Source organism: Massilia sp. Se16.2.3, from assembly GCF_014171595.1.
Taxonomy (GTDB): domain Bacteria; phylum Pseudomonadota; class Gammaproteobacteria; order Burkholderiales; family Burkholderiaceae_D; genus Telluria.
In genome coordinates, this window is the sequence record NZ_CP050451.1 from 5263910 (window position 1) to 5284463 (window position 20554).

Annotated in this window: 21 protein-coding genes and 2 pseudogenes; 14 read left to right on the forward strand and 9 right to left on the reverse strand. The window is 65.7% G+C overall.

Annotation, left to right across the window (positions count from 1 at the left end; genetic code table 11):
- Window positions 1–40 precede the first annotated feature (40 nt).
- Window positions 41–961 carry a DMT family transporter gene (locus G4G31_RS24145; RefSeq protein ID WP_182989717.1) on the reverse strand — a complete coding sequence of 307 codons (921 nt, stop codon included), beginning with the start codon at window positions 959–961 and terminating at the stop codon, window positions 41–43.
- Between the two features lie 197 nt (window positions 962–1158).
- Between G4G31_RS24145 and G4G31_RS24150 the strand changes: the two genes are divergently transcribed.
- From G4G31_RS24150 to G4G31_RS24185, 8 genes are all read left to right on the forward strand, one after another.
- Window positions 1159–1944 carry a DUF2182 domain-containing protein gene (locus G4G31_RS24150; protein ID WP_182989718.1) on the forward strand — a complete coding sequence of 262 codons (786 nt, stop codon included), beginning with the start codon at window positions 1159–1161 and terminating at the stop codon, window positions 1942–1944.
- 153 nt (window positions 1945–2097) lie between these two features.
- The gene (locus G4G31_RS24155; RefSeq protein WP_182989719.1) at window positions 2098–2826 is read left to right on the forward strand and encodes a YebC/PmpR family DNA-binding transcriptional regulator; all 729 of its coding nucleotides are present in this window, start codon (window positions 2098–2100) and stop codon (window positions 2824–2826) included.
- Window positions 2827–2850: 24 nt separating this feature from the next.
- Window positions 2851–4116, forward strand: coding sequence for a phosphoribosylamine--glycine ligase (gene purD / locus G4G31_RS24160; protein ID WP_182989720.1), 1266 nt, complete (start codon window positions 2851–2853; stop codon window positions 4114–4116).
- Between the two features lie 213 nt (window positions 4117–4329).
- Entirely contained in the window at window positions 4330–5241 is a 912-nt protein-coding gene (hemF, locus tag G4G31_RS24165; RefSeq protein WP_182989721.1) for an oxygen-dependent coproporphyrinogen oxidase, read from the forward strand.
- Complete coding sequence (gene nadD / locus G4G31_RS24170) at window positions 5238–5951, forward strand: nicotinate (nicotinamide) nucleotide adenylyltransferase (RefSeq protein ID WP_229425226.1); 714 nt, start codon at window positions 5238–5240, stop codon at window positions 5949–5951. Before hemF ends, nadD begins: the two co-directional genes overlap by 4 nt.
- Window positions 5951–6664 carry a ribosome silencing factor gene (gene rsfS / locus G4G31_RS24175; RefSeq protein ID WP_182989723.1) on the forward strand — a complete coding sequence of 238 codons (714 nt, stop codon included), beginning with the start codon at window positions 5951–5953 and terminating at the stop codon, window positions 6662–6664. Before nadD ends, rsfS begins: the two co-directional genes overlap by 1 nt.
- Window positions 6665–6789: 125 nt before the next feature.
- Window positions 6790–7260, forward strand: a complete 471-nt coding sequence (rlmH, locus tag G4G31_RS24180) for a 23S rRNA (pseudouridine(1915)-N(3))-methyltransferase RlmH (protein WP_182989724.1) — start codon at window positions 6790–6792, stop codon at window positions 7258–7260.
- Window positions 7261–7267: 7 nt separating this feature from the next.
- Window positions 7268–7885 carry a nucleoside triphosphate pyrophosphatase gene (locus G4G31_RS24185; protein ID WP_182989725.1) on the forward strand — a complete coding sequence of 206 codons (618 nt, stop codon included), beginning with the start codon at window positions 7268–7270 and terminating at the stop codon, window positions 7883–7885.
- A 50-nt stretch (window positions 7886–7935) separates the two neighbouring features.
- Here the strand turns inward: G4G31_RS24185 and G4G31_RS24190 are convergent, their stop codons facing one another.
- Complete coding sequence (locus G4G31_RS24190) at window positions 7936–8463, reverse strand: DUF1444 family protein (RefSeq protein ID WP_182989726.1); 528 nt, start codon at window positions 8461–8463, stop codon at window positions 7936–7938.
- 227 nt (window positions 8464–8690) lie between these two features.
- Between G4G31_RS24190 and rng the strand changes: the two genes are divergently transcribed.
- Window positions 8691–10154 carry a ribonuclease G gene (gene rng / locus G4G31_RS24195; RefSeq protein ID WP_182989727.1) on the forward strand — a complete coding sequence of 488 codons (1464 nt, stop codon included), beginning with the start codon at window positions 8691–8693 and terminating at the stop codon, window positions 10152–10154.
- A gap of 54 nt (window positions 10155–10208) precedes the next feature.
- Here rng and G4G31_RS24200 read toward each other — a convergent pair whose 3' ends face one another.
- Window positions 10209–10745 (reverse strand): DUF4339 domain-containing protein, encoded by a 537-nt coding sequence (locus G4G31_RS24200; protein ID WP_182989728.1) that lies wholly within the window; start codon window positions 10743–10745, stop codon window positions 10209–10211.
- Window positions 10746–10922: 177 nt separating this feature from the next.
- Here G4G31_RS24200 and G4G31_RS24205 point away from each other — a divergent pair, with 177 nt between their 5' ends.
- Both G4G31_RS24205 and G4G31_RS24210 read left to right on the forward strand, forming a co-directional pair.
- Window positions 10923–11243, forward strand: a complete 321-nt coding sequence (locus G4G31_RS24205) for a hypothetical protein (RefSeq protein WP_182989729.1) — start codon at window positions 10923–10925, stop codon at window positions 11241–11243.
- A gap of 247 nt (window positions 11244–11490) precedes the next feature.
- The gene (locus tag G4G31_RS24210) at window positions 11491–12150 is read left to right on the forward strand and encodes a hypothetical protein (protein ID WP_182989730.1); all 660 of its coding nucleotides are present in this window, start codon (window positions 11491–11493) and stop codon (window positions 12148–12150) included.
- Here the strand turns inward: G4G31_RS24210 and G4G31_RS24215 are convergent.
- From G4G31_RS24215 to G4G31_RS24240, 6 genes and pseudogenes are all read right to left on the reverse strand, one after another.
- The gene (locus G4G31_RS24215; RefSeq protein WP_182989731.1) at window positions 12104–12925 is read right to left on the reverse strand and encodes a substrate-binding domain-containing protein; all 822 of its coding nucleotides are present in this window, start codon (window positions 12923–12925) and stop codon (window positions 12104–12106) included. The genes G4G31_RS24210 and G4G31_RS24215 overlap by 47 nt on opposite strands.
- Entirely contained in the window at window positions 12912–13610 is a 699-nt protein-coding gene (locus G4G31_RS24220; RefSeq protein ID WP_182989732.1) for an energy-coupling factor ABC transporter ATP-binding protein, read from the reverse strand. Before G4G31_RS24220 ends, G4G31_RS24215 begins: the two co-directional genes overlap by 14 nt.
- On the reverse strand, window positions 13607–14314 hold the full coding sequence (locus G4G31_RS24225) for an ABC transporter permease (protein ID WP_182989733.1): 708 nt from the start codon (window positions 14312–14314) through the stop codon (window positions 13607–13609). The genes G4G31_RS24220 and G4G31_RS24225 overlap by 4 nt, the downstream gene beginning before the upstream one ends.
- Window positions 14315–15196, reverse strand: coding sequence for a formate dehydrogenase accessory sulfurtransferase FdhD (locus G4G31_RS24230; RefSeq protein ID WP_182989734.1), 882 nt, complete (start codon window positions 15194–15196; stop codon window positions 14315–14317).
- Window positions 15193–17995: pseudogene (fdhF, locus tag G4G31_RS24235) on the reverse strand (formate dehydrogenase subunit alpha). Before fdhF ends, G4G31_RS24230 begins: the two are co-directional and overlap by 4 nt.
- A pseudogene (locus G4G31_RS24240) lies at window positions 17992–19572 on the reverse strand (NADH-ubiquinone oxidoreductase-F iron-sulfur binding region domain-containing protein). The pseudogenes fdhF and G4G31_RS24240 overlap by 4 nt, the downstream one beginning before the upstream one ends.
- Here G4G31_RS24240 and G4G31_RS27265 point away from each other — a divergent pair.
- The 3 genes from G4G31_RS27265 to G4G31_RS24250 all read left to right on the forward strand — a co-directional run bounded on the left by G4G31_RS27265 (window position 19552) and on the right by G4G31_RS24250 (window position 20542).
- Window positions 19552–19794 (forward strand): hypothetical protein, encoded by a 243-nt coding sequence (locus G4G31_RS27265; protein WP_229425704.1) that lies wholly within the window; start codon window positions 19552–19554, stop codon window positions 19792–19794. The pseudogene G4G31_RS24240 and the gene G4G31_RS27265 sit on opposite strands and share 21 nt — an antisense overlap.
- Before the next feature lie 197 nt (window positions 19795–19991).
- Window positions 19992–20204: a hypothetical protein gene (locus G4G31_RS24245; protein ID WP_182989735.1), complete on the forward strand. Its 213-nt coding sequence runs from the start codon at window positions 19992–19994 to the stop codon at window positions 20202–20204.
- Window positions 20201–20542, forward strand: a complete 342-nt coding sequence (locus G4G31_RS24250; RefSeq protein WP_182989736.1) for a hypothetical protein — start codon at window positions 20201–20203, stop codon at window positions 20540–20542. The genes G4G31_RS24245 and G4G31_RS24250 overlap by 4 nt, the downstream gene beginning before the upstream one ends.
- Window positions 20543–20554 lie beyond the last annotated feature (12 nt).

Consider the following 20554-nt stretch of genomic DNA (forward strand, 5'->3'; position numbering starts at 1 on the left):
CGTCTCTTTCCTTGTTTTGGCAGCGCTTATTTTGCAGCGCTCATTTTTTCAACGACAACAGCGTGATACCGGCGAGCACCAGCCCGGTTCCAAGCAATTGCACCGCGGTGATCGGTTCGCCCAGCAGCAGCGCGCCGAGGAACAGCGTCGACACGGGCCCCACCATGCCCGCCTGCGACGCCGCCGGGGCACCGATGCGCCCGACCGCGGCCATCGTCATGAACACCGGGAAGATAGTACAGAAAACGCCATTCACGAGCGAGAGCCCGAGCACCGGCAGCGGCTGCAGCAGCAGCGACGCCGGGCGCAGCAGGAAAAACTGCAGCAGGCAGGCGGCACTCGAGACGCACATCGCGTAGGCCACCAGGCGCAGCGAGCCGACCCGGCGCACCATCTCGCCGGTACCGAGCAGGTAGAACGCGTAGCTGAGCGCCGCGCCCAGCACCAGCAGCGCTCCGAACAGGGTGTCCGCCCCGCCGCCGGCCAGGTCGTGCAGGAACACCAGCGCGATGCCGCAGTACGACAGCGCCAGCGCACACCATTCGGCCGGGGCGATGCGGCGCCGCAGGAACAGGGCCGTGATCGCCAGCACGAAGGTCGGCGTCAGGAACAGGATCAGGCGTTCCAGCCCGACGGAGACGTATTGCAGTCCGAGGAAGTCGAGCGTGCTCGACAGGTAATAGCCCAGCAGGCCCAGCCCGGTGATGCGCCAGCGGTCGGCGGCGGAAAGCGGGGGTCCGCTGCGCATCTTCCAGAGTGCGACACCAGCGAACACCGGAAGCGAGAACAGCATTCTGAAGGCGATCAATGTCACTGCGTCGATGTGGTATCGGTACAGCAGTTTGGCGACCACGGCCTTTGTGGAGAACAGAACGGCACCGCCGAGCGCCAGCGCAAGGCCAGCCAGCCAGGCGCGTCGTGGCGAAGATGTCGCAATCGTGGCAGTTTCAGGCGGGGTCATCCGGCGATTGTACGGGCAAGCACAGAATCAGGCTCGACAGAAGCCCTGAACGCAAAGCCGACTGCGCAGTCCAACCCTTGCAAACACAACCCATGAGGAGGAACAATGCCGAACTGGAGCATGAAGCGGCCACCCGGCCATCCGTCCCGCCCACCCTGGGGAGACGGCAGCGCGCCTTCCTGCACGAGGGAACCCCGATGACCGCCCTGATCCGCGTGGACGCGCAGCCCGGCCGCGAGCGGCCGCTGGTCATCGCCTGGCTGGCCGCCCTGGTTGCCCTGAGCTGGGCCTGCCCGGTATTCCGGGCGCTGCACATCTCGACCGTCGAGCCGCTGGCGCTGCCGCCGGCGCAAGGCAGCACACCCCACCCTACCGCGCGGCTGAGGTGGTGCTGGTGCTGGCCATGTGGGGGGGCCATGCTGTCGGCCATGATGCTGCCGGCCTCGACCCCGACGATCCTGCTGTTCGCCCGCCTCAACCGGCTGGTGCATGCCGTACGCCACCCGAACCTGGCCACGCTGCTGTTCGTGATCGGCTACCTGGCGGTCTGGAGCGGCTTCGGCGCCTGTGCCACGCTCGCGCAATGGGCCCTGCACGATGCCGGCGCGCTCGACCCTGGCATGGCGATGGTCAACCCGAACGCCTGCGGACTGGCACTGGTGGCCGCCGGGGTCTACCAGTGGACGCCGGCAAAGCATGCCTGCCTGCAGGGTTGCCGGGCGCCCCTGTCCACTTTCCTGACCGGCTGGCGTCCCGGGCTGGCGGGAGCGCTGCGCATGGGCTTCGGACACGGCCTGTACTGTACCGGGTGTTGCTCGCTGCTGATGGCCCTGCTGTTCGTGGCAGGCGTGAACAACCTGGGGGCGCTGGTGGGCCTGGCCGCGCTGGTGCTGGCCGAAAAACTGCTGCCGGGTGGCACGGTGGTGGCCTGTATCGGTGGACTGGGCCTCGTTGCCTGGGGCACGCTGTTGCTATTTCCATAAGCTCGAGAGCAGTTTTACAGGCGGTGTGCATGTTAAAATGTCGGCCACTCTTGCATACAGGAACCTCGAAATCCCTTGCGCTGCCGGCGGCTTGTCGCCCTGCACCGCGCAGCGGGTTGGCGCGGTTCCCACACCGTCTAAGGAATTCTCGACATGGCTGGACACAGCAAATGGGCCAACATCAAGCACAAGAAAGCCGCGACTGACGCCAAGCGCGGCAAGATCTGGACCCGCTTGATCAAGGAAATCACGGTTGCGGCGCGCATGGGCGGCGGCGACATCGACGCCAACCCGCGCCTGCGCCTGGCGGTAGACAAGGCGGCTGACGCCAACATGCCGAAGGACAATGTAACCCGCGCGATCCAGCGCGGTTCGGGCAGCCTGGAAGGCGTGAACTACGAAGAGATCCGCTACGAAGGCTATGGCATCGGCGGCGCGGCCATCATCGTCGACTGCATGACCGACAACCGTGTGCGTACCGTGGCCGAAGTACGCCACGCCTTCAGCAAATACGGCGGCAACATGGGCACCGAGGGCTCGGTCGCCTTCATGTTCAAGCACACCGGCCAGTTCCTGTTCGCGCCCGGCGTGGACGAGGACAAGTTGATGGAAGCGGCCCTGGAAGCGGGCGCCGAGGACGTGGTGCAGGACGAGGAAGGCGGCTTCGAAGTGCTGTGCGATCCGTTCGCGTTCTCCAACGTCAAGGATGCGCTGGAAAAGGCCGGTTTCAAGGCCGAGGTCGCCGAAGTCATCATGAAGCCGGCCACCGAGACCGTGTTCACGGGCGAAGACGCGCTCAAGATGCAGAAGCTGCTCGACGCCCTGGAGAACCTGGACGACGTCCAGGAGATCTACACCAACGCCGTCATCGACGATCAATAAGCTTACCTACGCGCGCGAGCACACATGAAGATCCTGGTAGTCGGCTCTGGTGGCCGTGAACATGCCCTGGCCTGGAAACTGGCCCAATCCGAACGCGTGCAAATGGTGTATGTCGCGCCGGGCAATGGCGGCACGGCGCGCGACCCGCGCCTGGTGAACGTCGAGATCACGGACCCGGCCGCGCTGGCGGACTTCGTGGTGTCCGAACACATCGCCCTGACCCTGGTCGGCCCGGAAGCGCCGCTGGCCGCCGGCATCGTCAACCTGTTCCGCGCGCGCGGCCTGAAGATCTTCGGCCCGACGCGCGAGGCGGCCCAGCTGGAAAGCTCGAAGGACTTCGCCAAGGCCTTCATGCAGCGTCACGGCATCCCGACCGCGACATACCAGAGCTTTTCCGACGCCGCCGCGGCCCACGCCTATGTCGACGCCAACGGCGCGCCGATCGTCATCAAGGCCGACGGCCTGGCCGCTGGCAAGGGCGTGGTCGTCGCCATGTCGCTCGAGGAGGCACATGCCGCGGTGGATCGTATGCTGTCGGACAATGCCTTCGGCGACGCCGGCGCGCGCATCGTCATCGAACAATTCCTGGCGGGCGAAGAAGCGAGCTTCATCGTCATGTGCGACGGCAAGCACATCCTGCCGATGGCCACCTCGCAAGACCATAAACGCCTGAAAGACCACGACGAAGGCCCGAACACGGGCGGCATGGGAGCCTACTCCCCCGCGCCGATCGTCACCCCGGCCATGCATGCGCGCGTGATGCGCGAGATCATCAACCCGACCATCGCCGGCATGGCCAAGGACGGCATCACGTTCACCGGCTTCCTGTATGCCGGCCTGATGATCGACAGCGAAGGCAATCCGCGCACGCTGGAATTCAATTGCCGCATGGGCGATCCGGAAACCCAGCCGATCATGACGCGCCTGAAAAGCGATTTCGTCACCGTGCTCGAACACGCCTGCAACGGTACGCTCGACGCCGTCGATCTGGAATGGGACCGCCGTACCGCTGTCGGCGTCGTGCTGGCCGCGGGCGGTTATCCGGACAACCCACGCAAGGGCGACATCATCGAAGGCATCCCGCCCGAGACGCCGGAATGCGTCACCTTCCACGCCGGCACCAGCATCGTCGGCGGCACCCTGCAAACCAATGGCGGCCGCGTGCTGTGCGTGGTCGGCCTGGGCGACAGCGTCAAGATGGCGCAGAAGCAGGCCTATGAAGGTGTCGACAGGATTAGTTTCGACGGCGCCCAGTTCCGCCGCGATATCGGCTGGCGCGGGATTAAATAGGCGTATCGGTTTCGGAGCGGTGCACTGGCGAAAATAGACGCATCTCGAATTTCGAACCGTTGTACCGCGTGGAGTCAGGACTCCACCCTACGAATAGCTATGAATCGTAGGGTGGAGTCCTGACTCCACGCGTTTACACCGCAGGATCTGCCACCGGCTTCGCCCCGCAGTGTACAATCCCCCTCTTATTTTTCTTTCACGACGTCCCGCCTCATGTCCACCCCGAACCCTTCCGCGATCAAAACCTGGCTGCTCGACCTGCAGCAAGGCATCGTGTCGGCCCTGGAAGACGTGGACGGCAAGCCCTTCCTGCAGGACAGCTGGGAGCGTCCGGAAGGCGGTGGCGGCATCTCGCGCCTGATCGAGGAAGGCAATGTGCTGGAACGCGGCGGCGTGAATTTCTCGCACGTGACCGGCGCCAACCTGCCGCCTTCGGCCGCGGCCAGCCGCCCGGAACTGGCGGGCCGGGCCTGGGAAGCGATGGGCGTCTCGCTGGTGCTGCACCCGCGTAATCCCTATGCGCCGACCGTGCACATGAACGTGCGCTTCTTCGAAGCCACGGCAGAAGGCAAGGATCCGGTCTGGTGGTTCGGCGGCGGCATGGACCTGACGCCCTATTACGGCAACCTTGATGACGCGCGCCACTTCCACCGCGTCTGCCACGATGCGCTGGCGCCGTTTGGCGAAGGACTGCACCCCCGCTTCAAGAAATGGTGCGACGAGTATTTCTACCTGAAGCACCGCAAGGAAGCACGCGGCGTGGGCGGGATCTTCTTCGACGACTTCAACGAACTGCCTTTCGAAGAAGCCTTCGCGATGGTCAAGCGTGTCGGCGACGGTTTCATCGACGCCTACCTGCCGATCCTGCGCGCGCGCAAGGACACGCCGTATGGCGAACGCGAGCGCGATTTCCAGGCTTACCGGCGCGGCCGCTATGTCGAGTTCAACCTGGTCTGGGACCGCGGTACGCACTTCGGCCTGCAGTCGGGCGGACGCACCGAGGCGATCCTGATGTCCTTGCCGCCGATCGTCAAATGGCGCTACGACTGGCATCCGGAAGCGGGAAGCGCGGAAGCCGCGCTGTACACCGACTTCCTGCCGCACCGGGACTGGCTCGCTTCGTGACGGCCTGTGTCGCCCTGCTGGGGGGCAGTTTCGATCCCGTCCACCATGGCCATATCGCACTGGCGCGGCTGTTTTTCGAATTGCTGCATCCCGACCAGCTGCGCGTGCTGCCGGCCCGCCCATGGCAGAAAGCGGCGCTGCAGGCGAGCGACGAAGACCGGGTAGCCATGCTGGAACTGGCGTTTTGCGATGCCGGCCTGCCTGTCATCATTGACCGCCAGGAAATCGATCGCGGCGCCCCGAGCTATACCGTCGAGACCCTGCGCGGCCTGCGCGCCGAACTCGGGCCGGCGGCGTCGATCGTCTTCATCATGGGGGCCGACCAGCTGCAAAAACTCGACAGCTGGCGCGACTGGCAGGCGCTGTTTGGCCTGGCCAACCTCGCGGTGGCCGCACGGCCGGGCTATACGCTGGACCAGGATGCGCTGCCGCAGGCGGTGGCGCGCGAACTGGCGCCGCGCCTGGCAACACCCGAACAGGTAAGCACCACGCCCGCGGGCCTGGTCTGCCTTGCGCACACGCTGGCGGTCGATATTTCCGCGACGCAGGTGCGCGCAGCATTAAAAAATGGCGCCTTGTCGGGCGCCGCCTCCCCTTCCCTTCCCCGGGCGGGCGCGGGAGCGGAGGGCACACCCGAGGGCGCGGACAATTCGCTCGTTTCGCGGGTAGTGCTAGACTATATTCAACACCATAATTTATACAAGAGCTAATGGATATCAAAAAACTGCAAACGGTCGTCGTGGACGCCCTCGAGGACGTCAAGGGCCAGGAAATCATGCTGTTCGACACGACCCACCTGACCAGCCTGTTCGACCGCATCGCGGTCGTGTCGGGCACGTCGAATCGCCAGACGAAGGCACTCGCTGCCTCGGTGCGGGACAAGGTCAAGGAAGCAGGCGGCAACGTGATCGGCCTGGAAGGCGAAGACACCGGCGAATGGGTGCTGGTCGACCTGGGCGACATGATCGTGCACATCATGCAGCCGGCCATCCGCCAGTACTACCGCCTGGAAGAAATCTGGGGCGAAAAGCCGGTCAAGCTGGGCGCGGCCAAGCGCAAGTCCACCGCGGAAGCCGTGGACGCCGAGCCGAAGACGAAGTCGAAGCACCTCGCTGCGAACCAGGACCAGCCGGAAGCCAAGCCGGTCAACGAGCGCAAGCCGGCGGCTAAGCGGGCTTCGACAGTGTCGAAGACAAGCGCAGCGAAAACGACCGCTACCAAGACCGCCGCCGCGAAGAAGCCGGCAGCGAAGAAGGCACCAGTCGGCAAGACCGTGAAAGTCGCGCCAAGCAAGAGCGAGATCGCCGCCGTTGAGGCAACCAAGGCCAAGCCGCCGAAGCGCGTCACCAAGGCAGCCGCGCCGGCCGATGCCGAGCCGGTCAAGAAGGTCATCAAGCGCGTCGCCAGGAAGGCTGCCGAGTAAGCACGGGCAGCCGCGCCGGCAACTGGACAGGCAAGCGGGCACGCAACTGTGCCCTGCCCGCCTGGCAGCGGGTCCAGTACCCGTTTGCCGCTGCGGGGCGCCTGCGATCTGGCAGATAGGTTTTAATGCAACTGATTATCGCTGCGGTCGGCCACAAGATGCCGGCCTGGATCGAAACCGGCTTTGCCGAGTACGCGAAACGCATGCCACCCGAGCTGCGCATCGTGCTCAAGGAAATCAAGCCGGTCGAGCGCTCCGGCAGCAAGACGGCCGCCACCGCGATGGCGCTCGAACGCGAGCGTATCGAGGCCGCCTTGCCGAAGAGCGTACGCATCATCGCGCTCGACGAGCGTGGCCGTGACCTGACAAGTGTTGGATTGTCTCAACAATTGATGAATTGGCAACAGGACGGGCGCGATACCGCTTTCCTGATCGGCGGTGCCGATGGCCTCGATCCGGAGCTGAAGGCGCGTGCCGAAGGCTTGATCCGTATTTCCAGCATGACGCTGCCGCACGGTATGGTGCGGGTGATGCTGGCGGAACAGCTCTACCGTGCCTGGTCCATCACCCAGAACCATCCATACCACCGCGTCTGACTCCGCCATGAAAGTACTGGACAAGAAAATCTACCTCGCCTCGAAGAGCCCGCGGCGTCGTGAATTGCTGCGCCAGGTAGGCGTCGACTTCGAGTTGCTGATGCTGCGCAGCGACCCGGCCAGAGGCGCCGACGTCACCGAGGAAGTGCATCCGGGCGAGCCGGCGCATGAGTATGTGGTACGGGTGGCGCTCGAGAAAGGCGCGTTTGCCTGGAAGATGCTGCAGCAGCGGCGCCAGCCGCCGCGTCCGGTGCTGACGGCCGATACCACCGTGACCGTCGACGACGAGATCCTCGGCAAACCCGCCGATGCGCGCGAAGCGGTCGCCATGCTCGAGCGGCTGTCGGGCCGCACCCACCAGGTGCTGACGACGGTCGCGGTGCATTATGTCGACATGGCCGAGCACGTCACCCAGGTGTCGAACGTGCGCTTCGCCAAACTCACGCCGCAGGCGATCCGCGCCTATTGCGCCACGTCCGAACCCTACGACAAGGCCGGCGGCTACGGCATCCAGGGCCTGGCGGCACTCTTCGTGGAGCATATCGAAGGCAGCCACTCGGGCATCATGGGCCTGCCGCTGTTCGAGACGGCCGCGCTACTGCGCCGGGCCGGCGTACTGATCTAGCGGCGCTACCGGCGTCGGGCAAGGCCCGTCCGCGTTCGTGGCCGCCTTCTTCAGGCGGCTTTCTTCTTCAAGCGGAACAGCTTCGGTGTCAGCAGGTGATCGCCGCTTGCCATCACGCGTTGCGTCATCTGCTGCAGCCTGTCGATTCCTTCCTTCGAGTCCATGTCGCAAAACGCCAGCACGTCGCGCGCCGGCATGGCAACCGCATAGCCTCTGTTGACCAGGGGTAGCGCTTCGTATTGCCAGAAGCGCTCGCGCAGGAACACGCTGGCCTCGAACACCCCGTTCAGGAAAACGCCGAAGATCGGGCCATGCTTTTCCACGTTCAGCTGGGTGTCGCATAGCTGGTCGAGGTTGGCCATCGCTTGCCGGTGCAATTGTTCCGTCGAGATGCCGGCTTCGCGCAGGTGGCGCTTCTGAACGAAGACGAGACCCTGCGGCTCGTCGACAACATAGGCGATGGCGACGTCATCGGTCAGGCGCGTCAGCACGGGACTGTCGTCGTCGGGTACGCTGGCGGATGCGCCGGACTCGACCGCCTTCATGTAGGTGACTGCGCGGGAAAGGAACTCGTTCATGGTGGGGGCGGAAGAAGGGCAACCTCGCTGCTGCTCGGCGCAAAAAACAGTTTCGCAATATTTCTTAACATCAAGATAGCGGATTGTTGGTGCTTGCGCAACGTTTTGCCTTTCGTCCTGTTGTATTAACCGGCGCTTAAGCGGCCGCTGGCCGTGGCCGCCCTGTCCACGCTCCGTCATCCCAGCGTGTATCATTACACTCTGAACAATATCCTGTGCAGCGGTCCATGAACGAAGACATCCTCATCAATATCACCCCGCAGGAAACGCGCGTGGCGCTGGTTCTGCAGGGCGCGGTGCAGGAGTTGCACATCGAGCGCACCCTGACGCGTGGCCTGGCCGGCAACGTCTATTCGGGCAAGGTCGTGCGCGTGTTGCCGGGCATGCAGTCGGCCTTCATCGATATCGGCCTGGAGCGCGCAGCCTTCCTGCACGTGGCCGACATCTGGGAAGCGCGCCCGCACGACAATTCGAACGTGCCGCAGACCCCGATCGAAAAGCTGCTCTACGACGGCCAGGTACTGACCGTGCAGGTCATCAAGGACCCGATCGGCACCAAGGGCGCGCGCCTGTCGACGCAGATCTCGATCGCCGGGCGCATGCTGGTCTACCTGCCCCAGGATAACCACATCGGCATCTCGCAGAAAATCGAGAAGGAAGCCGACCGCGAACTGCTGCGCACGCGCATGGCAGGCTTGCTGCCGGCCGAGGAAAAAGGCGGCTACATCGTGCGCACGCAAGCCGAGGAAGCGTCCGACGCCGACCTGGCCGCCGACATCGATTACCTGCGCAAAACCTGGGCCGCGATCCAGAACGGCGCCCGCACCCGCCCGGCCACGAGCCTCCTCTACCAGGACCTGAACCTGGCCCAGCGCGTGCTGCGCGACTTCGTGCACGACGAAACGGCCACGATCCAGGTCGACTCGCGCGAGAACTACGTGAAGCTGGTCGAGTTCGCCCAGATGTACACGCCGAGCGTGCTGGCGAGATTACAGCACTATACCGGCGAGCGGCCGCTGTTCGACCTGTATGGCGTCGAGGAAGAAATCCTGCGTGCGCTGGGCCGGCGCGTGGATTTGAAATCCGGCGGCTACCTGATCGTCGACCAGACCGAGGCGATGACGACGATCGACGTGAATACCGGCGGTTTTGTGGGCGGCCGCAATTTCGCCGACACCATTTTCAAGACCAACCTGGAAGCGGCACATGCGATCGCGCGCCAGCTGCGCCTGCGCAACCTGGGTGGCATCATCATCCTCGACTTCATCGACATGGAGAACAACGAGCACCGCAACCAGGTGCTCGCGGAGCTCAAGAAGACGCTGGCGCGCGACCGCACCAAGGTGTCGGTGAGCGGCTTCTCGGCGCTGGGCCTGGTCGAGATGACGAGGAAGCGCACGCGCGAGTCGCTGGCCCACATCCTGTGCGAGCCCTGCCCGGCCTGCGCCGGCAAGGGACAAGTCAAAACCTCGCGCACGATCTGCTACGAAATCCTGCGCGAACTGCTGCGCGAAGCCAAGCAGTTCAACCCGCGCGAATTCCGCATCCTGGCCTCGCAGGAAGTGGTCGATTTGTTCCTGGAAGAAGAATCGCAGCACCTGGCGATGCTGGGCGACTTCATCGGCAAGAAGATCTCGCTGCAGGTGGAAAAGGGGTACCACCAGGAGCAGTACGACGTCATCCTGATGTAGACGGAAAAAAGGGGCGCCGCGGCGCCCCTTGCTTTCGCGAACGGCGCAGCAGGATCAAGCGTCGGCGAACAGCGACAGCACGAACAGCACGATCCAGACGATGAAATAGCTGTTGTTCTGCTTGAGCACCTTGGCGCGCTTGAACAGGTACACCGGCACGATGAAGGCGGCGCCCATGCTGTCGGTGTCGTGGCCTGCCTGCTTGAGCTTTTTCTCGTCGGCAATCGACAGGGCGATATTGATTATTAGGGTGGTCCACCAGAAGCTGCTGATATCCTTGTCGGTCAGGCCGGACAGGAAGCCAGCCGCGAACACGCCCAGCAGCGGCCCGAACGCCAGCCACCAGACCAGGGCGTTGCTCACAGCCGCGCCGGTCAGCGGTGGCGGGGTCGCCGAAAACTGTCCGGCGAAGGACGTCGTCTCCAGGGTCATCCAGTCCGTCATGCCGCGGCTCCAGACATAGGAGCCGCGTCCCAGCCTGTTGGCGGCGATCAGGCCGAGGATGTCCGCTTCCCTGACCGGCCCCGTGCGCACGCCGTTGGACTCATAGTGCCATTCCACTTCCGGACTGACTGCTTCGGCATTTCCCATTGTCTTTTCTTCCTGGTGTTGAGCTGCTCACCGGGCGGCGCAGCATGCTATGTTGGCGACCATCGCCGGCAAGACGGTGCCCCTGCGGCACCGCTATGATTTTTGTAGCGATCGACTGTAAGCAGTCTAGCCAATAAATATGCCAGAAGCAACAATTTTTCCAGAAAGAAATACCTGATGAGGCAAGGGTTCGCAATAGACTGGCAGGGCTTGTGGAACAGGCTCGGCAAACCGGCTCCTCCCGCCCTGCTCGCGGCGCTGCTGGCCGCCTACAGCGAACCGCAGCGCCACTATCACACCCTGCAGCACCTGGGGGAATGCCTGTCGCACTTCGACGCCGAATATGCGCATGTGCCCGCCGCGCTCTTCGCCAGCAAGCGGCGCGACGTGCTGCAGCGCTTCCTTGCGCGTTCCGCCATTTACCATACGGCACATTTCGCCGCGACCCTCGAGGCGCGTGCCCGCGCCAACCTGGGGGCGGCACTCGCCCGCGGATAGCGTGCCGGTACGCGCCGCTGCAGGGACGGATGTCCGGCGCCATACCATGCCAGCAGGTATCCGCCTGTAGCAAGAATCAGACCTTTTCGCGGCATGCCGCTACGTGCGCACGCAGCACGATCGGCGCACCCCGCGCAGGCGGTTCCGATGGCGTAGTATCGGGGCGATACAGCAGCGCGCTGCACAGCTTCGCGGCCCTTGGCCTTCAAGGTCGCGCCATCCGGGAACGCAGGTCCAGGGTGCCGCCATGATCGACAGACGAGACATACTGCAGTTCATTTTTAACGCGCACCTGAGTTTGTTTAACACGCGGCGCGACCACGAGTGGCGGGTCATCATCAGCGCCATGATTTTGATGGGTGCGGTCGACGCGACCGTGCTGACAGTGAAAATCTGCCTGTCGATTCGCCAGCAAGACCTGTGGACGGCAGCCCTGGCCGTGCTGTTCCTGTCGATTGCCTGGTACCAGTGGGGTGTTCAGGTGCGCAACAGGGTCGACCGCGTGGCCATGGACAAGGTACTCGATGCAATGTGCAACGAGATCCAGGAAGAACGCGATAGCCCCATGCGCGCCGGCATCGATCGCGAGGACGAACGCATGCCCGGCTCACGGGTCGACATCATTCTGCATTACACCTACCTGTGGGCATTCATTCCCCAGATGCTGGTGCTGCTGATCGCGGTCCTGCTGTCGGCCTACGTGCCGCTGATGGTGTCGGGTTGCCCGCGTTCGACAATCCTGACCTGTCCGACGCCAGGCTCCGCCCTGCCAGCTGCTTCCCCGGGAACCGCTCCGGCGGCCGCTCCCACGGCTGTGACTCCGGCTGCGCCAGCCACGGGTGCGCCCGCCGCCACTCCCGTCAGCGCGTCGCCGTCGGGAAGAACAACTGCTGGCCCGCCGGCCTGAAGGCGGCAATGCGGGCCTGTCCCTCGTTCGAGGTGATCCACTCGATCAGCTGCTTGGCGCCGCCATAGTTCACACCCGGGTGCCTGGCCGGATTGACGGCGATGATGCCGTAGGGGTTGAACATGCGCTTGTCGCCCTCGACCAGCACCGCCAGGCCCGTCTTGGCCTTGTAGGCGCCGTAGGTGGCGCGGTCGGTCAACGTGTAGGCACGCAGTTCGGCCGCCATGTTCAATACTTCGCCCATGCCCAGGCCCGCCGACACATAGGCAGCGCCGGCGGGTTTGGTGCCCGCCTGCTGCCAGTAGCCCTTCTCCATCACGTCGGTGCCGGAGTTGTCGCCGCGCGAGATGAATTTCGCGCCGCTGGCGGCGATCTTGCCGAAGGCGGCAATCACGTCCTTTCCACCCTTGACCCTGGCGGGATCTGCTTGCGGGCCGACGACAATAAAATCGTTGTACATCACGTCGCGCCGGTCGACGCCCCAGCCTTCGCCGACGAACCGGTCCTCGAGCTGGCGCGCATGCACCAGGGTGACATCGACGTCGCCATTCTTGCCCAGTTCCAGGGCCTTGCCGGTGCCAACCGAGATTACCTTCACCTTGATGCCGGTCTTCGCCTCGAAAGGCGGCAGCAGCCAGGCCAGCAGGCCCGAATTTTCCGTGCTGGTCGTGGTCGACAGGCGCAGGGCTTTCGGTGCGTCCGCTTCTTGCGCCAGGACGGAAGGTGCGGCGAAAGAGGCGCAGAGCAGGACGGCCAGCAGACTACGGCGTTTCATCGGGTTCTCCCTTGTGGAATGGTCGGTATTCGAGACGCCCGTCGCGCAGCTTCAGGCGACGCACGCCGGGTAGTCCAATCAGGTCGCGGTCATGGCAGGCCATGACGACGGTACTGCCCTTTTGCAGCAGGGTCGGGATCAGGGCGATCACCTGTTCGCGCGCCGGTCCGTCCAGGTTCGCGGTGGGTTCGTCCAGCAGCAGCAGGCGCGGCTCCAGCACGCTGGCCCGTGCCAGCGCCACGCGCTGCTTTTCGCCGCCCGACAGGCGCGCCGGATCGGTCGCGCGCAGGTGCGCGACTCCCGCCCAGGCCATCGCCTCCTCCACCGCCTGTGCCACCCGCGCCTTGCTCTCGCCGCGCGCCAGCAGGCCGTAGGCGATGTTGTGGGCGACACTGGTGGAAAACATGATCGGATGCTGGTGCACGTAGACGATGGCGCGGCGCAGTGCGCCTGGATACGGCTGCAGCGTGACCGCGGCCCCATCGAAGGCCACGCTGTCGACCTGCGCGCTTTCCAGTCCGGCCAGCACGCGCAGCAGCGTGCTCTTGCCAACACCGTTGGCGCCGGTCAGCACATAGGCGCTGGCCGCGTCCAGCCGCAATGCATCGATATCGAACAGGATGCGCGCGCCGTGGCGCTTGCGCAGTCCGCGCAAGTCCAGCAGGGGCGCGCCGTGCAAACTCATGCGCGTCCCCCGGCCGTATGCGCCTCGCCCTGCAGCAGCATCAGCGCGCCATTCATCAGGAGCGCCAGGGCGACGAGCACGATGCCCAGCGCAATGCCCTGCGCGAACTCGCCCTTGCTCGTCTCCAGCGCGATGGCCGTCGTGATGGTGCGGGTTTCGCCTTCGATGTTCCCGCCCACCATCAGCGCGCAGCCCACTTCCGAGATCACACGGCCGAAGCCGCTGATGACGGCCGCCATCACGCCATAGCGCGCCTCAAACAGGACGGTGGCCATGACCCGCCAGCGCGAGGCGCCCAGCGCCCGTGCGGTCTCGGCGTAGCGCGGGTCGAGTGCCTGCACCGCCGCCAGCGTAAAGGCGAGCAGCACCGGCAGTCCCACCACGCACTGGCCGAGGATGATGCCCTGCTGCGAGAACAGCCACTCGAGCGCCCCGAGCGGCCCGCGCCGCGACAGCAGCAGGTACAGCAGCAATCCGATCAGGACGGTGGGCAGCGACAGCGCGCATTGCGCCAGCCAGACGGCGATACGGCGGCCCGGGAAGCGGTGCATGGCGATCGCGTAGCCGAGCAGGATGGCGGGCGGCGCGGCCAGCAGCAGGCCGATGACGCTGGTCTTGACCGATACCCAGATGATGCGCCACAGGGCAGCGTCGCCGGAAAACAGCAGGGTAAATGCGTGCGCCGTGGCGTCGAACAGGGACATTTACGCGGGACGTGCGGCAGTGGCGAGCTCAAACAGTTCCGGTTCGAACTCCAGGCGCTCCTGCCCCGCCAGCAGCAGGAAGTGCTTGCCCGTGCAGCGCGCCAGCAGCGACATGCCGACCTTCTGCGCCACCATGTGCCCCATCTGGGTCGTGCCCGAGCGCGACAGCAGGAAGGGAATGCCCATCTGGGCGCCCTTGATCACCATTTCCGAGGTCAGCCGGCCAGTCGTGTAGAACACCTTGTCGGCACCAGGCATCTCCTCCAGCCACATCAGCCCGGCGATGGCGTCGACGGCGTTGTGGCGGCCGACATCCTCGACGAAATACAGCAGTTCTCCCGTGTTCGAAAACAGCGCGCAGCCGTGCACGGAGCCGGCCTGCTTGTAGATCGATTGCTGCGTGCGGATGGTGTCGACGATGCGGTACACGACCGACTGGGCCAGGCGCGCATCAAGCGGCAGCGCGATGCTGTCGACTTCGTCCATCAGCCCGCCGAACACCGAACCCTGGCCGCAGCCGGTGGTTACCACTTTTTTCGCGGTGCGCTCCTCGATGTCGCGGATGCCGCTGCGCGTGACGACGGCCACGGCGTCCACCGACCAGTCGACCTGCACCGAGACCACGTCGGCGATGTCGCGCACCAGGCGCTGGTTGCGCAGGTAGCCCAGCGTCAGCGCTTCCGGTGCACCGCCCAGCGTCATCAGGGTGACCAGTTCGCGCTTGTCGACGTAGACGGTGAGCGGACGCTCGGCGGGAATGGCGATGTTTGATGCGCGGCCACGCTCGTCGAGCGCGCTCACCTCGTGCGTGAGCGGCGCATGCGCACTTGACAACAGGGGACGCGATCCGGAACGAGGGCGTGGCAGGTCTGGGCAGTTCATGTTGTCGATTCTGCCACATCACCCAGGATTTGGCCGCCACCGTAGCTGCCCTGCGGTGCGGGCTCCCCGCCGGGCGTCAGCTTGATCGCGCAGTACTTGAATTCCGGGATCTTGCCGTAGGGGTCGAGCGCGGCGTTCGTCAGCCGGTTGATGGCGGCCTCGTAGTAGCAGAACGGGACGAACACGGCGCCCACGGGCGAACTGTCGTCGGCGCGCGCATACAGCACGACCTGGCCGCGACGCGAGGCAATGGTGACCGGGTCGCCCGGCCGGATACCCAGGCGCTGCAAATCGAGCGGATGCACCAGCGCCACCGGATCGGGCTCGATCGCGTCGAGCACGCCGGCGCGCCGCGTCATGCTGCCGGTGTGCCAGTGTTCGAGCTGGCGGCCCGTGATCAGGACCATCGGGTAGTCGGCGTCAGGCCGCTCGTCGGCCGGGATGATATCGGCCGGCACGAAACGGGCGCGTCCGCCTTCGCGCGGGAATTCAGCCGTGAACACCACCGGCTGGCCAGGGTCGCCCTCCTCGCGGCAGGGATAGACCACGGCACCCTCGCTTTCCAGCCGCTCCCAGGTGATGCCGGCAATGCTAGGCATCAGGCGGCGCATCTCGTCGAACACCTCGGACACGTGGGTGTACGACCAGGGCAGGCCGAGGCGCTTGCCCATCTCCTGGACGATCCACAGGTCCTGGCGCGCGTCGCCTGGCGGATCGATGGCCTGGCGGCCCAGCTGCAGCAGGCGGTCGGTATTGGTGAAGGTGCCGGTCTTTTCCGGGAAGCTTGACGCCGGCAGGATGACGTCGGCGAGATAGGCCGTCTCGGTCAGGAAAATGTCCTGCACCACCAGGTGCTCGAGCGCGGCCAGTGCAGCGCGCGCGTGGTTCGCGTCCGGGTCGGACATGGCCGGGTTTTCGCCCATGATGTACATGCCGCGCACCTGCCCCGCCAGGATCGCGTCCATGATCTCGACCACCGTCAGGCCCGGTTTCGGGTCGAGCCTGGCCTGCCAGGCCGCCTCGAACTTCGCGCGCACGGCCGGGTTGTCGACGCGGCCGTAATCGGGCAGCATCATCGGGATCAGGCCGGCGTCCGACGCGCCCTGCACGTTGTTCTGGCCGCGCAGCGGATGCAGGCCGGTGCCGGGACGGCCGATCTGCCCCGTCATCAGGGCCAGCGCAATCAGGCAGCGCGCGTTGTCGGTGCCGTGCACGTGCTGCGACACGCCCATGCCCCACAGGATCATCGAGCCCTTCGACGTCGCATACAGGCGCGCAACCTCGCGGATGGTGGCGGCATCGATGCCGCAGATCGGCGCCATCGCTTCCGGGCTGTAGTCGCGCACGTTCTCTGCCAGCTCGGCATAGCCCAGCGTGCGCTCGGCGATGAAGGCCGGGTCCACCAGGTTTTCGGCGACAATTACGTGCATCATGGCGTTCAGCAGCGCGACGTCGGTATCGGGCTTGAACTGCAGGTAGCGGTGCGCGTGGCGCGCAAGTTCCGAGCGGCGCGGATCGAGCACGATCAGTTTGGCGCCGGCCCGCACGGCATTCTTGATCCAGGTGGCCGCCACCGGGTGGTTCACGGTCGGGTTGGCGCCGATGACGAGGATGACCTCGGCGCGCGTCACATCCATCACCGGGTTCGACACCGCGCCCGAGCCGATCCCTTCCAGCAGGGCCGCCACCGAGGACGCGTGGCACAGGCGGGTGCAGTGGTCGACATTGTTGCTGCCGAAGCCGGTGCGCACCAGCTTCTGGAACAGATAGGCTTCCTCGTTGCTGCCCTTGGCCGAGCCGAAGCCGGCCGGGGCCGCACCGCCGTGGCTGTCGCGAATCCGCGCCAGAGCACCGCCGGCCAGCGCCAGCGCTTCTTCCCAGCTGGCCTCGCGGAATACGTCGAGCACGCGTTCCGGGTCCATCGTGAACTCGCCCGTCCCGGGCACGCCCTCGCGGCGGATCAGGGGTGTAGTCAGGCGATGCGGATGGTGGGCGTAGTCGAAGCCGTAGCGGCCCCTTGACGCACAGGCGGCCGTGGTTGGCAGGGCCGTCGCGCCCTTCGACGGCGACGATGCGCTCGTCCTTGACCTGGTAAGTGAGCTGGCAGCCGACGCCGCAGTAGGGGCAAACCGAATCGACCTGGCGATCCGGCACCAGCAGCGCCGCGCCGCGCGCCGGGGTCAAGGCGCCGGTCGGGCAAGCCTGCACGCATTCGCCGCAGGCTACGCAGGTGGAGGCGCCGAGCGGGTCATCCTGGTCGAACACGATCTTCGCATCTTCGCCGCGGAAAGCCAGGCCGATCACGTCATTGACCTGCTCGTCGCGGCAGGCGCGTACGCAGCGGGTGCACTGGATGCAGGCATCGAGGTTGACGCTGATGGCCGCGTGCGTCCCGTCTGGCTGCGGCCGGCGCCGCGTGGGCTGGAAGCGCGAGCCTGTCACGCCCAGGCGCGCAGCCCACTCGTCCAATTCGTTGCGCCGCGTGTACCCGGCTTCGGGCATGTCGGCCAGCAGCAGCTCGAGCACCATCTTCTGCGCCTTCGTTGCGCGCGGGCTGCTAGTGTGCACCTTCATGCCGGCGCCGGGATGGCGGCAGCAGGATGGCGTAAGCGTGCGCTCGCCCTCGATCTCGACCATGCAGGAGCGGCAGTTGCCGACCGCTTCCAGGCCCGGCTTGTAGCAGAGGTGCGGGATGGCGATGCCTTCGCGGGCGGCGACCTCGATCAGGGTTTCATGCGCTTGCGCCTCGACCATGCGGCCATCGAGTTCGAAGGAAACGGTGTGGAGGGGGGCGTTCATGGCTGCACCGCCGGTTGGGCTAGTTCATGGGAAAAGTACTGGACGACGCAATCGACGGGATTCGGCGCGGCCTGGCCCAGCCCGCAGATCGAAGCGTCGCGCATCACCTGCGACAGCTCGGCCAGCAGCGCCGTGTCCCATGCGTGGCCGGGCTGTTCGATCAGCGCCAGCGCCTTGGCCGTACCGTTGCGGCAGGGGGGTGCACTGGCCGCAGGATTCATCCTTGAAGAAAGCCAGCGTGTTGCGCGCCGCGCCCACTGCGCTGTCGTGCTGCGAGAGCACGATGACGGCGGCCGAGCCGATGAAGCAGCCATGGGGCTGCAGGGTATCGAAGTCGAGCGGGATGCCGGCTTTCGACGCGGGCAGGATGCCGCCCGAGGCGCCGCCCGGCAGGTAGGCGTAGAAAATATGCCCCTCCTGCATGCCGCCGCAATACTCGTCGATCAGCTCCGCCGCCGTGATGCCTGCCGGGGCCAGTTTGACGCCCGGTTCGCGCACCCGGCCCGAGACCGAGAACGAGCGCAGTCCGTGGCGGCCATGGCGGCCGAAGCCGGAGAACCAGGCGGCGCCGCGCTCGAGGATCTCGCGCACCCAGTGCAGCGATTCGAAGTTGTGTTCCAGCGTGGGCCGGCCGAACAGGCCGACCTGCGCCACATAGGAACGGACGCAGGCGCGGCATGCCGCGCTTGCCCTCGATCGACTCGATCATGGCCGACTCTTCGCCGCAGATGTAGGCGCCGGCACCGCGCCGCAGGTGGATCGCGGGCATGCCCTGTACCGGCGGGTCGGCCAGCAAGGCCGCCAGCTCGGCCTGCAGCATGCGGCGGCAGCCGTGGTACTCGTCGCGCAGGTAGATATAGATGGCCTCGATCCCGACCGCCCAGGCGGCAATGAGCGCGCCTTCGAGGAAGCGGTGCGGGTCGCGCTCCAGGTAGACGCGATCCTTGAAGGTGCCCGGTTCGCCTTCGTCGATGTTAATCGCCATCAGGCGCGGGCCGGCTTCGGCGCGCACCAGGCGCCACTTGCGCCCGAGCGGAAAACCGGCGCCTCCCAGGCCGCGCAGGCCCGAATCTTCGAGCGTGCCGATGACGGCTTCCACATCGTGCAGGCCGGCCACGCAGTCGCGCAGCAGCGCATAGCCGCCACCTGCGCGGTAGGCCGCGTAGCCGATCTGGCCAGTCACGGTGTCGGTCATGACGCCCGTCGCCACCGGGCCGTCACCTTGTCGGCATCGGCCTGCGCCACCGGGTACTGGCCGACCAGCACCGCGGGCGCCGCCTCGCAGCGGCCGATGCAGGGCGCAGCCAGCACCCGCACCTCGCGCCCGAGCAGGGCCGGCAATTTGTCCAGCAGGCCGCGCGCACCGGCCAGTTCGCAGGACAACCGGCGCAGACGCGCACCGTCAGCGCCGCCGGTGCGCTCCCCCTTCTTTCACGATGTCGAAGTGGTGATAGAAGCTGGCGACCTCGTAGACCTCGACCTGGGCCATGCCCAGTTCCTGCGCCAGCGCGGCCAGGTGCCGGCTGGCCAGGCAGCCGGCGCCGTCCCTGGATGCGGTGCAGGTACTCGATCAGCAGGTCGCGCCGCCGCGGCGGGTGGCCAAGCAGGGCCTGCACTTCGACGAGCGCCTGCGGGTCGACACGGCGGCCCTTGGGCGCCTCGCGCTTGCGCTGGCGGCTGGCGCCGCTGATCGCGATCGGGATGATGGGGTGGTTCATGGTCAGGTGGTCGCTGGAACGTTGAGCCTGGCTGCGCCGCAGGCGCGTGCGGCCATGCCGAAAGCCATCAGCCTAACATGATGTTTTTGTTACCGGAACAGGCAATTTGGCGGCGGCCCAGGCCAGCAGTGGCGGGTGCGGCATCGGGCGAGGACAAACCGCCCGGCGGCCCGTTCTGCCTCGCAGGTCTTGCCGGCCTTGATCGCGGCAAAGAGACGGATATGCACGATCGGCGTAGAATCTACGCAGGATCGGCGTATCGGTACACAGGAGGGAACATGGCAACGTCTTACAACATCGACGCGAAGCTCGATGAAACGCTGGAACAGCTGAAACTGCACTTGGGCGCCTCGTCCAAGGCGGAAGTGCTGCGCAAGGCGGTGGCCCTGCTCAACGTGGCAACCCGGCATGAGAATGCCGACGGCAGCGTGACGATTCTCCAGCAAAACAGCAGCGACAAGCCCAACGAAACCAAGGTTATCCTGAGATGAACGCGCCCAACACCGTCGTCCTCGATGACGTGTCGGTCGGTGGTATCGAAGGCGCCAGGCGTGCGAGCATCCTGTGGGATATCGTCCTGCGCGCATTCATGGTTGCCGTCGTCAGCGGCATCTTTATCTGGCTCAACTGGCAGGTCATCGATTTCGTCCTCGATGGGCTCAAGCTGGATGAGAAAATGCTTGCGGCGAAGTCCATCGTTCCGGCGGACCGGCTGGTGACCTCGGAAGTCATGATGGCCCTGATCGGGGCGACCGTGATCCAGACCGGGGCCGGCTTCATCGCGATCACCTCTTACCTGTTCCCGAAGCGGATTTCGCAGGAGAAGTGAGGTCCGCGAATG